This window comes from Geitlerinema sp. CS-897, from assembly GCF_028368005.1.
GTDB lineage: Bacteria > Cyanobacteriota > Cyanobacteriia > Cyanobacteriales > Geitlerinemataceae > Baaleninema > Baaleninema simplex.
Genome location: NZ_JAQNCQ010000342.1, coordinates 1 through 15,984, shown reverse-complemented (window position 1 = coordinate 15,984; position 15,984 = coordinate 1). Strand labels below are relative to the sequence as shown.

At 53.0% G+C, this 15,984-nt stretch carries 12 protein-coding genes; 4 read left to right on the top strand and 8 right to left on the bottom strand.

What is annotated here, in order from left to right:
- Nucleotides 1-201 precede the first annotated feature (201 nt).
- Nucleotides 202-1,788: a serine hydrolase gene (locus POG22_RS21800; protein WP_498907101.1), complete on the top strand. Its 1,587-nt coding sequence runs from the start codon at nt 202-204 to the stop codon at nt 1,786-1,788.
- 195 nt (nt 1,789-1,983) lie between these two features.
- On the opposite strand, the gene POG22_RS21795 is transcribed toward POG22_RS21800, so the two are convergent.
- The 4 genes from POG22_RS21795 to POG22_RS21780 all read right to left on the bottom strand — a co-directional run bounded on the left by POG22_RS21795 (nt 1,984) and on the right by POG22_RS21780 (nt 8,048).
- Nucleotides 1,984-5,211, bottom strand: a complete 3,228-nt coding sequence (locus tag POG22_RS21795) for an Ig-like domain-containing protein (protein WP_498907100.1) — start codon at nt 5,209-5,211, stop codon at nt 1,984-1,986.
- Between the two features lie 594 nt (nt 5,212-5,805).
- Entirely contained in the window at nt 5,806-7,086 is a 1,281-nt protein-coding gene (locus POG22_RS21790; RefSeq protein ID WP_498907099.1) for a valine--pyruvate transaminase, read from the bottom strand.
- Between the two features lie 111 nt (nt 7,087-7,197).
- Nucleotides 7,198-7,656 (bottom strand): NUDIX hydrolase, encoded by a 459-nt coding sequence (locus POG22_RS21785; protein ID WP_063715743.1) that lies wholly within the window; start codon nt 7,654-7,656, stop codon nt 7,198-7,200.
- On the bottom strand, nt 7,653-8,048 hold the full coding sequence (locus tag POG22_RS21780) for a hypothetical protein (RefSeq protein WP_063715744.1): 396 nt from the start codon (nt 8,046-8,048) through the stop codon (nt 7,653-7,655). Before POG22_RS21780 ends, POG22_RS21785 begins: the two co-directional genes overlap by 4 nt.
- Nucleotides 8,049-8,063: 15 nt before the next feature.
- Here POG22_RS21780 and folD point away from each other — a divergent pair, with 15 nt between their 5' ends.
- On the top strand, nt 8,064-8,933 hold the full coding sequence (folD, locus tag POG22_RS21775; protein WP_063715745.1) for a bifunctional methylenetetrahydrofolate dehydrogenase/methenyltetrahydrofolate cyclohydrolase FolD: 870 nt from the start codon (nt 8,064-8,066) through the stop codon (nt 8,931-8,933).
- Between the two features lie 562 nt (nt 8,934-9,495).
- Here folD and POG22_RS21770 read toward each other — a convergent pair.
- Nucleotides 9,496-11,133, bottom strand: a complete 1,638-nt coding sequence (locus tag POG22_RS21770; protein WP_017661885.1) for an acetolactate synthase large subunit — start codon at nt 11,131-11,133, stop codon at nt 9,496-9,498.
- 81 nt (nt 11,134-11,214) lie between these two features.
- Here POG22_RS21770 and POG22_RS21765 point away from each other — a divergent pair, with 81 nt between their 5' ends.
- Nucleotides 11,215-11,460, top strand: a complete 246-nt coding sequence (locus POG22_RS21765) for a hypothetical protein (RefSeq protein ID WP_498907098.1) — start codon at nt 11,215-11,217, stop codon at nt 11,458-11,460.
- Nucleotides 11,461-11,532: 72 nt separating this feature from the next.
- On the opposite strand, the gene POG22_RS21760 is transcribed toward POG22_RS21765, so the two are convergent.
- On the bottom strand, nt 11,533-12,900 hold the full coding sequence (locus tag POG22_RS21760) for an NAD-dependent succinate-semialdehyde dehydrogenase (protein ID WP_063715746.1): 1,368 nt from the start codon (nt 12,898-12,900) through the stop codon (nt 11,533-11,535).
- A gap of 520 nt (nt 12,901-13,420) precedes the next feature.
- On the opposite strand from POG22_RS21760, the gene POG22_RS21755 reads away from it, so the two are divergent.
- Nucleotides 13,421-13,795, top strand: a complete 375-nt coding sequence (locus POG22_RS21755) for a DUF4342 domain-containing protein (RefSeq protein ID WP_035493343.1) — start codon at nt 13,421-13,423, stop codon at nt 13,793-13,795.
- Nucleotides 13,796-13,888: 93 nt separating this feature from the next.
- Here POG22_RS21755 and obgE read toward each other — a convergent pair whose 3' ends face one another.
- Nucleotides 13,889-14,902: a GTPase ObgE gene (obgE, locus tag POG22_RS21750; RefSeq protein ID WP_063715747.1), complete on the bottom strand. Its 1,014-nt coding sequence runs from the start codon at nt 14,900-14,902 to the stop codon at nt 13,889-13,891.
- Nucleotides 14,903-15,002: 100 nt separating this feature from the next.
- Nucleotides 15,003-15,725, bottom strand: a complete 723-nt coding sequence (locus POG22_RS21745; protein ID WP_063715748.1) for a Mo-dependent nitrogenase C-terminal domain-containing protein — start codon at nt 15,723-15,725, stop codon at nt 15,003-15,005.
- Nucleotides 15,726-15,984 lie beyond the last annotated feature (259 nt).

Sequence of the window (15,984 nt, the reverse complement as noted above, 5' to 3'; positions counted from 1 at the left end):
GGGCGCATCGTGGACGTTAAACAAACAGCCTGTGAAGGCGTTCTGACCGGGGGTATTCGGGCTGGCTCGTTTATCTAGGCATGAGCCAGTGAAACAGGAATCTCCGACCATACCCGCTAGGGTTGGGGGGAGAGCGTCAATGCATCCCTTAACTTGAATGAGAGGCGAATCGCCGTTGTTTCTGTCTTTCTGACGCCGACTATGCCCAATTTTTTCGATCGCCCTTCTCCGTCCCGAGGCCGCAACGCCGGTAGTGCTTGGATGCGTCGCCAGTGGCGCACTCGTTTGAACGACACCGATACGCCTCCAGCGTCGGGTCGCGTTACCCCCCTGTCGTCCCGGCGATCGAAATCGGGGAAACCCTCCCTGGATTTACCGCCGTTACGCAGTGCTGGGGCGCACTTGTCGCCCCCTCCTCCGCCGGTTCGTCGGCAACCCCAACCGTTCGAGCGTCCGGCATCCCCTTCTCCCGAACGGACATCTCACGGTGGCGAATTCGGTTCGCTACCCGTGTCCTCCCCAATTCTGCGCCGCCAGCCGTCCGAACCCTTGCCGCCGTTGCGTCCGCTGCAATTCACGCCACCTCGTCCGGCAACGTCACCTTCAGCGAAGCGGCCGCCCGCTACACCCTCGACATCACCTCGTCGATCGCCCCGTGCTGTCTCTCCAACGCCCCGGAAATCCGAGCGACGTGTCCCCCACCGTTCTCGTCGCCAACCGACCTCTCGTCCTCCGCTACCGCCCGCGTTGAGGCCGTTTTTGTACGTGATGCGGCTGTCGATCGTGGGGGTGGGATTGAGCGCGATCGCCGGGACGATGCTGTCGTTGTGGACGCCTTCGGAGGCGGAGTTGTCGGGACAGTCTGAAGAGGCGATCGCTGGCATTGAAGGGCAACCGGTCGCGAAGTGGTCGCCGGAACTGTCGTTGGGTCAGGAGTTGACGGCGTTGAAGGAACGGTTGCAGCAGGTGGCGGCGGAGTATCCGGGGTTGACGCCTGGGGTGGCGATCGTAGATGTGGCGACGGGGGATTACGTGCGTCTTTCGGATACGATGTCGTTTTCGGCCGCGAGTACGATTAAAGTCCCGATTTTGGTGGCGTTTTTCCGGGCGGTAGACGCGGGAACGGTGCGCCTCGACGAAGTTTTGACGATGGAGGAATCCCATATCGCGGGGGGATCGGGATATATGCAGTACGACGCACCGGGAACCCGCTATTCGGTGTTGGAGGTGGCGTCGTCGATGATAATCGACAGCGACAATACGGCGACGAATATGTTGGTCGATCGCCTGGGTGGGGCGAAGGTATTGAACGAACAGTTTCGCGAGTGGGGGTTGACGGAAACGACGATTCGCAATCCTTTACCGGATTTGGAGGGAACCAACACGACGACGCCCCAGGAGTTAGCAAAGTTGTTGGGACAATTGGAACGGGGCGAGTTGGTGTCGATGCGAAGTCGCGATCGCATGATGCGGATTATGTCGCAGACGGCCAACGATGCGTTACTTCCCCAGGGATTGGGAGACGGGGCGTTCGTCGCACACAAAACGGGAAATTTGCGATCGGTGTTAGCGGATGCTGGGGCGATCGATCTGCCCAACGGGAAGCGATATTTAATGGTGGCGATCGTCAAGCGTCCCGATGAGGACGATCGCGCCGCCGACTTAATCCGTCAGATGTCGGCGACGGCGTACGACTACTTCGCCAAACCCACTTCTTCCTTCCCCGAAGATTCCCCCGTTGCGCCGACGGTGGCGGGAACGCAGCAAGCGAATCGAGTGGGGCGTTAGGAAGGAACGTTTTTTGACAGAAAACCCCGGTTTCTATGTTCGAGAAACCGGGGTTTGAGACTCTCAGGAATTACGCACTTGTCGATCGAGAAACTGGATTTCTCGTTCTAAGCCGGACACTGAAATAACGGAATTCTATCGAGAAGCCGGGTTTCTGCGTAAGTCCTAACTCTTAACGCTTCAAATAATGTTTCATCAAATCACTTCAAAATCACTAGCTTGAAGCGCACTTGCCAAGCTGCTAAAATTACTTACATTATAGTTGCTCAAAATGGCCATATTCTGGGCTGCTCCTGAAGCTCCCATATCGTCATCATAGGCAACATTTGCAGTGTTACCTTTGTTGGTATTTATATAAACAATGAGTACGTGTTTACCTGAAACTGTACCGGATTGCCCTGCTACTGCATTACTCACATCACTGGCACTACCAAAAGTACCATAACTCGGATCCCATACTATTATATCAGCACCAGAAATATCGTCACCTGCATCATCAACTAACACCACATTACTGACGCTACCAGAGACAAATTGACTCGGTTGGAAATCCGCTCCATTGAATACGATAGTATCTTCTGATGGATTGAAATCTGTGATTTCTCCATTCTGATCTTTTTGACTGAAGCTGTTGTAGACGAATCGATCTTCTCCGCTACCTCCAGTTAAGATGTCAGCGTTTCCATCACCACCGATTAAAATATCGTTGCCATCTCCTCCATCGATCGCATCGTCACCTCCTTTTCCATCTAGAATGTCGATACCATTTGTTCCGTTAATGGTGTTATTGCTATTATCTGAACTAACGAGGTTGAGGGTAACAGTTGCCGTGTCACTGTTGCTCGAACTATCTTCAATGGTGTAGTCGAAGCTGTCAGTCGTTCCTGACGTGGGAGAAGTGTAGTCTACATCAGACCCATTTAAAGATGCAGTCGAACCAGAAACACCAGTAATAGACAGTCCGCTTCCTGTATCGTTAGCTAGTAACAAAGAGTCGGGAATCGTCGCTGCTGTATTGGTGGTAATTGTAATTGTGTCGTCAGCCGCCGAAAGATCCGCGACCATAATTGATGGATTAACGGTCGTCGATTCAGTGGTCGGACCGGTGTTTCCGTTATCGCTCAGTGTAATAGTAAAATCTGCATCGCCTGTGGACGCTGCGGTGTAGGTAAATCCTCCAGCGTTCAGTGCAGTATTCAGGTCGCTGAGAGTACCTGTTACCGTTACGTTCGCCGAATTATTATTCGTAAAGCCGAGACCCGTTCCAGAGGCGGTAATCGTTCCTCCAGCAGTGTTAGCCACCGCTAACGTCAGGGTCATCGAGCCACTACCCACATCGGGATCTTCAAAGTTGCTGGTAATGACATTTTTGAGATCGTAGGCAGTTCCAGTAGAGGCACTCGGGGCTACGCCCATTGTATTAATAACAGGAGGATCGTTGACGCGCTGTACTGAAATCGTCATCGTTGCCTCAGCACTGGTATTCGGCGGAGTTTCCCCATCCGTTGCCACAAACTTAATCGTCCGATCGCCTTCTGTGGGAGATTCTTGACTCGGACCGGGATTGTCGTACTGAATATCCGCTAAAACAGCTTTATAGTCGTTAGCCGTTGGGGTCTGTCCGCTTTTAGGGGTTAGTGTTGCTTTACCGTTGACTGTAGAACCGTTACTGCTCAATACAACATCAACCGTTGCCGAAGTTCCACTATATTGGAGAACCTCACCGCCATCTTTCACATCATTGAGCGTAACGACAATTTCATCAATATCGTCGTTGTCGTCAAATACAGTCAGTTTGGATACATCTACAACTGAAACGGGAGTTTGCTCTTGGTAAGTTTGGGTATTGTTAAGCGTCGTTGTATCCGTATCGTCCAAGTCAATGACCGGTTGGGCTGGAGATGCGGTGACGTCGATCGTCATGGTATAGGTCGTACCGCTTAAATCGCCGCTGCTATCTATCACCTTGAAATCAAACGTTGTAGACTCGCCTGCTGTCATTCCCGTTGGCTCGAACACCAGTTGGCTGACGTCGCTAATGGTATCGCCATTGGAAACGCTTGAGGCTCCGTTTTTCAATGCCCCCGTTCCAACCGTCGTCACAACTTGAATGCCGTCAAAGGTGTGGCCGTCTACGTCGTTAAAGGTGAAGTTACCATCTGTAAAGGTTTTATCGAAGCCAGCGAAGGTTTCAACAGAGTCGTTGCTTCCGGTCGGTGCGTCGTTGGCTCCGGAAATTGTAACGCTGACGTTGGCGGTACTCGTTCCTCCGTTCCCATCGCTAACGGTGTAACTGAACGTATCGGTTGCCGTTTCTCCGTCTTTCAGGGACTGAAATGCCGTACCGGGATCGTAGCTGACGTTCGTGTCAGTATTCGTCGAGGTTCCCTGAGTTCCCGTGGTATCGACACTGGTAACAGTAAGGGGATCTCCGTCTACATCGGTATCGTTAGCCAGAACGTCGATTGTTGTGGCCGAATCGTCTTCGGATACCGTGGCAGTATCGTCGCTGGCAATGGGATCGGTATTTGTGGGATCGGGGGTGTCGCCGCCGTCGTTTCCGCCACCGCCGTCGTTTCCGCCTCCATCATCGTTTCCACCACCGCTATCGTCGCCGCCGTCGTTTCCGTCCCCGCCATCATCATCATCATCATCATCGTCGTCACTGTCGTCACCGCCGCTACTGGGGGGATCGGGAGGGCCGGGATCGGGGTCGTCGGAGGGAGTGAGATCGTCGGTGAAGCTTTCTTCGGTGAGGACGCTTTCGGTCACGTTTTCGAGAATGGCGACGAATTCGCCAGTTCTCAGGTTAGAAAATACATAGTTCCCGACGCTGGAATTGGGGTCGGGACGCACGAACGCGATGTTAATTTCTGAAATATCGACGCCACCCATTAAGGCGATTTTATCGTCGGCGTCAAAGCCGATAATGCGATCGGCGTCCTCGATCGCCGGGCCGCCAGAGGTCGTATCGATGATGTAAATATTTTTCCCCGTACCGCCGATGAGAACGTCGGCACCTCGATCGCCGGACAGTACGTCGTTGCCGATTTCTCCGTACAGGGTATCGTCTCCCGTACCGCCGAAGAGGAAGTCGTTATCGTCGCCGCCAAAGATCGTATCGTTGTCTTTGTTGCCGAAGATAATGTCTTCGCCGTCGCCACCGTCTAAAAGATCGACGCCTAAGTCGCCACTGATAATATCGTTACCGTCATCGCCAGAAATTGTGTCGTCGCCTTGACCGGACAGTAACGTATCGTCTCCATCGCCACCTTTGAGAATGTCTTGGCCTCGGTTTCCAAATTCGAGGTCGTCTCCCTCGCTGCCAACGATGTTATCGTCTCCACCTAGACCGACGATCGAATCGTCTCCAAGGGTACCGAGAAGAGCTTCGGAATTTTCAGTTCCAGTGATGAGAGGCATGGGTTCGATCTCCTAGGGAGTCCCTGACACGCGAGCGTAAAAATACGGTTAAACCACCGGCGACAGCACTCGGTATAGCGGAGCGCTCCAGCGTTAAAGACGGTAAATGCGATCGAAAGAAGAGTGGCGTTTGGTGCGAGATTCGCGTTCTGGCGGTCTTTCACGCGAGAGAACGGACGGTATTGGCAAGCCACGCCGACTCGATACACCCTTATCTCACAGTCGTTGGCGACTTCACTTTTGTTCCCGAACGCAATCTCGAACTGGGTTGTCAAAAATAGTTCGAGCGATCGAGCCTCGATCGCGATCGCCGTAACGCCGACACGACGCAAACACAGCAGCCCTATAACAACAACCTAGCAATCTCTGCGATCGCGCTTATTTCCATTGTTGCTAATTTTTTCAAAAATGACTACAGGATTTACAAAAACCTTAATCGAGATGCTGTTTTTAAATTCTCCGTAAATTTACATTTTAAAATCTCCGTGAATTTACAGGGGTTTGTAACTGCGATCTCGGCAAAACGCGTGAAATTACGGTAAGTGCGGACGAAACTGTCGTAACGCACCTAAAAGATCGTTTCAAAACTGCACTTCAACTGACGAAAGCCGCCGAATACACGCGACTGGCAACCTCTGCAATTCGCTGCATCGCCGCCGCAATTTCCTCCACCGTCGCTGTCAGACTAATTCGCAAACATTGCTGTTTGTGTACCCAATTGTCTCGCAGACCGGGAAAAAAGGGTTCGCCAGGAACCGCAATGACGCCGACCTGTTTGAGTTCCCGATAGAGTTCCTTATCCGTCATCGGGAGGTCGCGGAACCACAGCCACGCGAAAATCGCGCCTTCTCCACGATGTAAGAACCAAGGTAACGCTGTCGGCATTGCCCGGTTTAATGCCTCTTCTAAAACCTCGAACTTTTTCTGATAGTGGGGACGAACGACCGATTCGGACAGTTCGGCTAACTGTCCCGAGGCGATCGCCTTGGCTGCGATCGCCTGTCCGTATCGCGACGAGTGAATGCAGGCGTTGGTTTGGAACGACTGTAACACGTCGATAATTGCCTCGTCGCCGATCGCGATCCCCACCCGTTCCCCCGGAAGTCCCGCTTTCGACAAACTCATACAGTGAGCCACGTTTCCGCCGAACTTCGGTGTCATCGGCGTAAAATTCAACGCGGGAAACGGAGGTGCGTAAGCCGAATCGACGAGAACTGGAACGTCGTAAGCTGCTGCGAGATCGCCGATTTTCGCCACTTCCTCGTCACTGAGGACGTTTCCGGTAGGATTGCAGGGACGGGAGAAAATGACGCATCCCGTCTCTGCGTTGATGTCTACCTGGGAGAAATCCGGGCGATACTTAAACTGATGGTTGGCTTCGTCGAGATCTAACGTGGGTTTGTAGGACACCACCGCCTCGGGAACCAAACTCACGCCGCCGTATCCGGTATAGTCGGGACTCAGGGGTAAAACGATTTTTTTCAACGTTCCGCTTTGACTGTAGCCGCCAAACGCATTCGCCCCGAAAAAGTAAATCGACTGAGAACCGGGGGTAATTAAAATATTTTTTGAGGTCAAATCCGACCCGTAGCGACGGTTAAAATCTTCGGCGATCGCATCGATAAGAGGTTGATAGCCTTGACTCGACCCGTAGCGACAAATCACTTCGCCATACTCAGAACTCTCGAGCAACTCGGCGGTACAATCGCGCCACATCTGTTCGACTTCCGGCAAAATTACCGGATTTCCCGCACTTAAGTTAATGAAATCCTGCGCGTTGCCACTTTGCAAGGTTTCGATAATATCCTTCATAATTGCCCGCACCCCCGTTAGGTGAGACATTTGTTGGCCGAATTGAGACAGTGCAGGATTCATATGACGTCAATAGTAAACAGCGTTTTCAAAGTGTACCTGGGCGGTGCGTGACGATTTCTCGGTCTCACGTTCGACACCCGATTTTTCAAGTCACGCACCCTACGACTCTCATCATCCCATCATCCCATCATCTCCCCATCCCAACCTGGGAGCGATGCGATCGAGGAAATCGAGTAAAATGCGCTGGTGAGGTGGGGCGATCGCCCGTACTTGTCGGGCGTTGTCTGAATACCGCCGTCCCAAACGGATTTCTTCTGGCGTCCAGAGGGCGAAATCCCAGCCTTCACGCAAGTCTAAGCGATCGAGAGTAACGGTGAGAGGCGCGTAAAAGACGTAACGCACCACGTCGGGAGAAAAGACGAAGCGATCGAACAGCGTCACGTCCGACGTTCGATAGCGAATTTCCTCGTACAATTCTCGCACGACAGCAACTTCTGGGGTTTCGTTGGCTTCGAGATGGCCGCCGAAAAACGCCCAATACCCTGGGTAGACGATATCAGGAATATCGTCACGCAATTGCAGCAAGTATTTACCTTGTTGGTAGAGAATGGCGATCGCGACCTGTTTCATAGGTTTGATTGTTTTTCAGCCGGTTGGCGATCGATCTCCTCGAGATAGGCTTCTCCGTAATCGATGCCGTTGATGGGAATCGATCGCTCGACGAATTGTCCCGTCACCTGAAGCGGTTGTCCGAGTTCGGGAAGCGTATCGTCGGAAACCACCCACACTGTACCCGTCTCGTCTTGGAGTTGATAAGCTCCTCCGTCGACGAACGGGGCGCGATCGACTGTCGTTCCGCGCACGATCGCTTCTGTATTTTCGCCAAAACGCTCTAACTCGGCAATGGGCGTTATCTCGACCCCAACGCCACATCCGGCTAAACTCAGCAGAATTGGAAGGAACGGTAAAACTTTGCGTCGTGCCACCGACAGAGATGGTAGGGTAATGAAGTTCAACTGCACAGATCTCGATCGTCAATGGATACGACTCGCATTTTAGACGGTAAAGCCCTCGCGAAAAAGATTCAAGGGGAACTGCGATCGCAAATTCAAACGCAGGTTGAAACGGGGAAGCGGCCGCCGGGGTTGGCGGTCTTGCGAGTCGGCGACGATCCCGCCAGTGCGGTGTACGTTCGTAATAAAGAGCGGTCTTGCCAGAGAGTGGGGATTGCGTCGTTCGGTCGTCACTTTCCCGCCGAAACGTCAGCCGAAGAGATTGCAGCAGAGATCGATCGCCTCAACGCCGACGATCGCGTTGACGGTATTCTACTGCAACTGCCCCTTCCCAGCCATCTCGACGCCGTGCCGCTGCTGTTGAAAATCGACCCCGATAAAGACGCCGACGGACTTCACCCCGTCAACATGGGACGGTTGATGCGTGGCGAACCGGGACTTCGCAGTTGTACGCCAGCGGGAGTGATGGCACTGCTGCAAGAATATGACATCGACCCCAAAGGGAAAAATGCCGTCATCGTCGGTCGCAGTATCTTAGTGGGAAAACCGATGGCGTTGATGCTACTCGAAGCCAACGCCACTGTAACGGTGGCACACTCGAAAACGCAACATCTTCCCGAGGTCGTTCGCAACGCCGATATTGTCGTGGCGGCGGTGGGTCGTCCTCAAACGATCGCGGGGGATATGGTGAAACCCGGTGCGGTCGTTGCTGATGTAGGCATTAACCGTATTACTGACGGCGAGGGGAACTCGAAACTCGTCGGCGACGTGGAGTTTGAAACGGCGAAGGAAAACGCAAGTTTCATCACGCCAGTTCCCGGTGGTGTGGGGCCGATGACCGTGGCGATGTTATTGAAAAATACCGTTGAAGCGTATTTGAAAAAGATGGGTTAAAGCGCCAATTTCGTCATAAATTCGAGTCTTCGGAGTTTGAGGTGATAAGCGGATTTTATGCCCGGTCAAAACCATCCCCCCAACCCCCCAACGCAGCGGGGGGCTAAGGGGGGATGCGCCCCGGTTCGATTTCGTATTATTCATAACAAATTACACCGTAATCTCAGGAGACCGAAATGGCTCTTCGGAGTTTAGGGTGACAGAAAAACTAACTTCACGAGATTTCAAGGGTTTTGGCTCTCGAATCTTCATTTTTTTGTATCATGCTATACATTTATAACCACAAACTCCGAAGACCCCACGAAATTAAGATGCACCCGTTGACTTCCCCGTTCCCAGGCTTATGTTTGGGAACGAGGAGAGAACAAGAGAACCCACCTCAGTGGTGCAGAAAACTTTTCGAGATCGGGGATTGACTAAACACATAAAATATGTATTTAGACTCGAGCGAGATCCCCGGCAGCCATTTACCGATCTGGGATTTTGTGGCCAACCCTTTAAGACGGCGATATCTTTTCTAACAAGGGTTTCAGGACTGTTCTGCACCACGAAGGAGAACCCACTACATCGGGCAACTTAAGCCGCCAGATTTCGCAGAAAAGCGAGCGTTTTCACGATAGTCAACCGGACAGTCAATGACCACGGGAACCTCTTGTTCTAAGGCTTCGCGCAAAATGGGAACGAAGGATTCGGTCGATTCGACGCGATAGCCTTTCAAACCCATGCTTTCAGCAAATTTCACGAAGTCGGGATTGCCGAATTCAATAAAGGACGATCGCCCGTAATGGGCTTCTTGTTTCCACTCGATCAAACCATAACCGCCGTCGTTAAAAATAATCGTCACGAACGGCGTTCCCACACGCAACGCGGTTTCGAGTTCCTGGCAGTTCATCATAAATCCGCCGTCTCCCGTCACTGCCACGACGTTTCGATCGGGATGTACCAGTTTGGCAGCGATCGCACCGGGAATGGCAATCCCCATCGCCGCGAAGCCGTTGGAAATCAAGCAAGTGTTGGGGCGATCGCAATGGTAGTGACGCGCCATCCACATTTTATGCGCTCCCACATCGGAAATGACGATATCGTCCGGCCCCATCACTTGCCGCACATCGTAAATGAGTTTCTGAGGCTTGACGGGAAACTCGAGATCGTTGGCGTACTGTTCGTAATCAGCCCGGATGTCGTCTCGCAAGGATACAGCGTGGGGTTCGGGTTTGCTGGAGCGATCGGAACGACGCAGAATTTCGTTCAGGGAGTCGGAAATATGCCCCACCACTTCCACCAAGGGAATGTAGCTACTGTCAATTTCCGCCGAGGTGGTGCTGATGTGAACGATGGGAATCTTCCCGTCGGGATTCCACTTCTTGGGCGAGTACTCGACTAAATCGTACCCCACCGCAATGACTAAATCGGTGTTGTCGAAACCACAACTAATGTAGTCCCGCTGCTGTAACCCCACCGTCCACAATGCCAGAGGATGGGTGTACGCCATAACGCCTTTCCCCATAAACGTATTCGCCACGGGGACGTTCAACCGAGTGGCGAATTCCGTGAGGGCGTCGCTGGCGTTGTCCCGAATCGCGCCGTTCCCCACCAAAATTAACGGATTGTTCGCCCGAGAAATAGCGGTAGCGGCGTTGTTGAGACTCTTGTACGACGCATACATTTTTTCCTTTTTGTCGCACTTTAACGGCGCACCTTCGACGGGCATAGCAGCGATATTTTCGGGTAAGTCGATGTGAACCGCTCCCGGTTTTTCCCGTTGCGCCCGTTTAAAGGCTTTCCGAACGATTTCCGGGGTGTTGCTGGGGCGGACGATTTGGGAGTTCCATTTGGTGACGGGGGCGAACATCGCCACCAAGTCGAGATATTGATGGGATTCAATGTGCATTCGATCGGTTCCCACTTGCCCCGTAATCGCCACGAGAGGCGCACCGTCGAGGTTGGCGTCAGCAACTCCGGTCATGAGATTCGTTGCGCCCGGTCCCAGGGTAGACAGACAAACCCCTGCTTTTCCCGTCAGACGTCCGTAAACGTCTGCCATGAACGCCGCCCCTTGTTCGTGACGGGTGGTGATGAATTGGATTGAAGATTCTCGCAGGGCTTCGAGAACCTGCATATTTTCTTCACCGGGCAAACCGAAGACATACTTCACGCCTTCGTTTTCGAGGCACTTGACCAGTAGTTCGGCCGTGTTCATGAGACCCCCTTATCTGAGTTTGGGTATGAGATTGGATGTGAAATGGGATAGGGAATACGAACGTTTGGACGGTTCGGGGTTGTGAAAGAACTCCGTTCCGCTTCCACGATCGCGCGGTGGGTGCGTCGCACTTTCGCCGACGCGATCGAACCTCAAACGGGTTCCCACCGCCCTCTAAAATTCGGTTTAGATAAATTGCCTTCAATGGATGCGATCGAACGAGTTCGGCATTCGGTTCGACAACGGTGTTTCGCCCTCGCTGCGTTTTCACGAAAACACTTCCACCCCCGGTTTCTTTCCCGAACATCCCTGACATTTCACCCTTAACCGAGGTGAGGGAGGACGGCAACAGAGGGTTGGAAGCAAGGGCGAACCCGTTGGTTATCGAACTCACGTGCGTTAATGCCCGATCCAAATTGTTTTTATGTTGACAAATTCTTGGATACCTTGAACACCCAATTCGCGCCCATATCCAGATTTCTTGATACCGCCGAAGGGTAACCGGGGATCGGATTTAACCAGACCGTTGATAAATACCGCCCCGGCTTCGAGTTCGTTAATAAACTGTTGTTGTTCGGCGGCTACAGCCGTCCACGCACTCGCTCCCAAACCGTAGGGGACGCTGTTGGCTAGGGCGATCGCATCGTCGATCGACTCCACCCGAAACAGTAACGCCACTGGACCGAAAAACTCTTGGTCGTAAGCTGGGGTTCCCGGCGGAATGTCGGCGATAATTGTCGGCGGGTAAAAGTTACCGGGGCGATCGGGCAATTCCCCGCCAATTAAGACTTTCGCGCCTTTGTCTTTGCAAGCTGCGACCTGTTCGTGCAGTTCCTCGCGAATTCCCGGCGTGGCCAACGGCCCGATGTCAGTGTCTTCTGACATGGGGTCGCCGAGAGTGAGATTTTTGAATTTCGCCAAGAGGCGTTTTTGGAATTCCTCGGCGATCGACTCGTGGACGATAAACCGTTTGGCTGCAATACAAGACTGTCCGCTGTTCAACATCCGCGCGGTTACGGCGGTACTCACGGCCGCTTCTAGGTTCGCGCTTCCCATGACGATAAAGGGATCGCTTCCCCCCAGTTCGAGAACCGTTTTTTTCAGGTGTTTTCCGGCACACTCGGCTAAACTCATTCCGGCGTATTCGCTTCCTGTCAAAGTGGCGGCGCAAACGCGATCGTCGGCTACCACTTTCGCCACTTGACTCGCCCCGATGAGAAGGGTTTGAAACGCCCCCGAGGGAAATCCAGCTTCGGTGAAAATCTCTTCAATGGCTAAGGCGCATTGCGGCACGTTAGACGCGTGTTTGAGCAGTCCCACGTTTCCCGCCATCAGTGCGGGTGCGGCGAAGCGAAACACCTGCCAGAAGGGGAAATTCCAGGGCATGACCGCCAAAACTGCCCCCAGGGGATGGTAACTGACGTAACTGAAGCTGGCGTCGGTTTGAACCGGGATGTCGGCAAGGAATTCGGAGGCATTGTCAGCGTAGTACCTGCATACAAGCGCACATTTGTCAACCTCTTGGATGGCGCTTTTGATGGGTTTTCCCATTTCCAGGGTCATGATTTCGCCGAATTTAGCGCGATCGCGCTCTAAGATGTCGGCAGCCGCCCGCAGCCATTTCGATCGCTGTACCATCATCGTGCGGCGGTATTGTTTGAAGGTGCGATCGGCGCGATCGAGTTTGCGGTCTAACTCCTCATCGGTCAAAGGTTGGAACGTTTTGACCGTTTCCCCCGTAGCGGGATTAATTGTCGCAATACCCATAATGTCGTGTCCTTTGCGCGATACTCGGCGACGTTCTAACTAACGTCCCCAGAAATCCAGGTTCGACGCTCGTTGAAATGCAGCGAAAATCGGTATGTCGAACCCGAATTGTCTCCTAACCATTGTCAGTGGTTTAGTGGGGCGTCTTTACCAAATCTTTACAAAACTCAAACTTGTTAATGGGGAATGGGGAACAGGGTTTCAGTCACCAGTCACCAGTCACCAGTCACCAGTCACCAGTGAAGACAGGGAACGGAGAACAAGGTTTCCTCATCTCATCATCTCATCATCTCATCATCTCATACTGAATCCGCACACCATAGCCCCTCTTAAAGCGATCCCTCAAAATCGATGTAAGTCCTTGCGTACAGGGACTTTACAGCGAGGGCTGCAAAACAGGGTTTTCAAATCTGGATTCCGTATCATCATCCCCTCACCTATCTCCCGATAGATGACGCTCCAAATCGAGGATGGTACGATAGCGGCATCTGATGTTTTGTTTGTCGAGGGCTTTTCTTCCATGAGCGATTCGATCGATCGCGAACCCAACTATCAACCTCCAGAAACGCCCGATGCGTCTGAGTTTCAGACCGAATCCAACACTGAAGCCGATCGCACTCAATCTCAATCCAATACCACTAACGACACGAGCTTTGAAGAGTTCCGCGTCAGTGGCGATACCTTAATCTCGAAAATTCAAGAACTCGTCCATCAAGGGAACGTGCGACGGGTCATCGTTAAAACCGAAGACGGAAAAACCCTGTTTGAAGTCCCCCTCACCATCGGATTAGCGGGGGCGACTTTGGGAACGCTGCTGTTTCCACCGCTGGCGGTTGTCGGCGCACTCGGTGCAGTCGTCGCCCGGTTAACCTTAGTCGTCGAACGCAAAGCGTGACCCCATGAGGGGATGAGGGGACGATGAGATGAGGGAACGATCTGAAATTCTCTTCCCCTCTCCCCCTCTCCCAATCTTCCCCTCTTGGAGAATTCACACAAACTCCGGTTCTCGGTCTTCGAGAACTTGCCACACGCACCGAAGCAGTTCGTCGAGGCCAGTTTTCGCGACGGCTGAGACTCGAAAGATAGGGTAAGGTGATTCCGGTTGAAGCGATCGCGCGATGTCTTCGAGTTCCTCGTCAGTGCGATCGATCGCGTCTAACTTATTTAACGCGATAATCTGCGGTCGGTCTTCCAACCCACGACCGTAAGCGAGCAATTCCTCTCGAATCACGTGATAGTCCGCGATGGGGTCTTCCGCCGTCGCGTCGATCAGATGCAGTAAAACCCGCGTGCGTTCGATGTGGCGAAGGAACTCGTGACCTAACCCCAGTCCTTCGTGAGCGCCTTCGATCAACCCGGGAATGTCGGCGAATACTGTTCCGTCTCCCGTTGGTTTGCGGACGACGCCCAGGTTGGGAACGAGCGTCGTAAACGGATAATCGGCAATTTTCGGACGGGCGGCCGACAACACCGAGATTAACGTGGATTTTCCGGCGTTGGGCAGTCCGATGATGCCCACTTCTGCCAAGAGTTTCAATTCTAACCGCAGTTGGCGAATGCGTCCCGGTCGTCCTTCCTGGGCGTATTCTGGGGCGCGGTTGCGGTTGCTGAGATAGTGGCGGTTTCCGTTTCCGCCCCGTCCCCCTTCGGCGATGCAAACGGTTTGCTGGGGTTCGGTGAGGTCGGCGACCACTTCCCCAGTTTCTAAATCGTAGGCGACGGTACCGCAGGGAACTTCTAAGTAGCGATCGCTTCCCGAGGAACCCGTGCAGTTATTCGGTCCGCCCCGTTTTCCATCTTCGGCTTTAAAGCGATGGGAATATTTGAAATCTAACAGAGTTTGCAGGCGTTCGGTCGCCACGAGATACACCGAACCGCCCCGTCCGCCGTCGCCCCCCGCCGGACCGCCTGCGGGAACGTATTTTTCACGGCGAAAGGCCACCAGACCATCGCCGCCTTTTCCGCCTTCAACTTCAATTTCAACGCGATCGATAAATTGCATTCTCGGTACTTAGAGCAGGAGCCAGGGAGAGGGGGAGCCAGGGAGAGGGGGAGAAATTATCAATTGTCAATTATCAATTGTTTCCCCCCTCTTCTCATCATCACAAATACGGCGTTACGTCTTCGCCTTTTTCGTCGGCGAGATAGGACAACGCCCGGAAGCGCAAGCCCACTAACTGCTCGTAGAGGGGATTCAACTTGCACATCGCTGGAATGTGAACCACTTTTTTTCCAAACAGCGTGACATCGCGCTCGAAAGGACACTGAGAGGGAATCATCCGACAGAGGAATCGCGCCACTTTCGGATCGTGCAGTTCGACGTTATCCAACCAGTTTCGCACGGGGGCGAGGACGTTAATTTTAGCACTGTCTTTCGGTTTTCGATCTAACGAAACCGCGCCGGAAGAGGCGTCATCCGACTTGTCTTTCGATTCGATGTCGTCGAGATCTTCAGGTTCTTCGAGGGTGTGGCGGAGAGCGTCGAGTGCGTCGGGACGCAGACCCAAGGCTTCACAAAAATCGTGAAGGACTTTATCCTCAGTTTTGGTGTACACGCCGTCTGCAATGGCGACCATGACCGCCGTTCGGAGAAAGTTTTCTGCGATGTCGGGGTCGTCTCCCAGGGTGGCGGCGAGTTCTTCAGGAGAGATGGGTTCGAGATCGGCGGCGCGATCGGCGGCGTCCGATTTACCGTGAGTCAGTTCGGCGATGAGTTGTCGTTCGGTCTCATCGAAGTTTCCATCCGCCCAGGCGATCGCCAGTAAACCTCTCAACCAAACTTGGCTGCGATCGCTTTTCTGGCGAGATTGACTCGTACTCGTCATACACTTTACCCGTAGCTAACGTCTGTCCCAGTTTTTTTCGCACTTTACTGTTCTGTTGGCGCTCTTCTCGTGTCCCCACAAGAATTTACACTGTTTCTCGTTTCGATTTTAACGAACACCGCTCTCTAAAACTTACTCAAACTTATTCATTTGATGTTTAGTTCCTAGCTTGGATCTTCCGAGACCTTTCCATCACTAGGCTTACACGGCCGAAGCTCTCCGCGTTTTCCAAATTAATTGCCGCATTTAAATCACGATC

Coding starts and splice junctions, on each gene's coding strand:
- POG22_RS21800 (WP_498907101.1), top strand. CDS start 202: ATGCCCAATTTTTTCGATCGCCCTTCTCCGTCCCGAGGCCGCAACGCC.
- POG22_RS21795 (WP_498907100.1), bottom strand. CDS start 5,211: ATGCCTCTCATCACTGGAACTGAAAATTCCGAAGCTCTTCTCGGTACC.
- POG22_RS21790 (WP_498907099.1), bottom strand. CDS start 7,086: ATGAATCCTGCACTGTCTCAATTCGGCCAACAAATGTCTCACCTAACG.
- POG22_RS21785 (WP_063715743.1), bottom strand. CDS start 7,656: ATGAAACAGGTCGCGATCGCCATTCTCTACCAACAAGGTAAATACTTG.
- folD (WP_063715745.1), top strand. CDS start 8,064: ATGGATACGACTCGCATTTTAGACGGTAAAGCCCTCGCGAAAAAGATT.
- POG22_RS21770 (WP_017661885.1), bottom strand. CDS start 11,133: ATGAACACGGCCGAACTACTGGTCAAGTGCCTCGAAAACGAAGGCGTG.
- POG22_RS21760 (WP_063715746.1), bottom strand. CDS start 12,900: ATGGGTATTGCGACAATTAATCCCGCTACGGGGGAAACGGTCAAAACG.
- POG22_RS21755 (WP_035493343.1), top strand. CDS start 13,421: ATGAGCGATTCGATCGATCGCGAACCCAACTATCAACCTCCAGAAACG.
- obgE (WP_063715747.1), bottom strand. CDS start 14,902: ATGCAATTTATCGATCGCGTTGAAATTGAAGTTGAAGGCGGAAAAGGC.
- POG22_RS21745 (WP_063715748.1), bottom strand. CDS start 15,725: ATGACGAGTACGAGTCAATCTCGCCAGAAAAGCGATCGCAGCCAAGTT.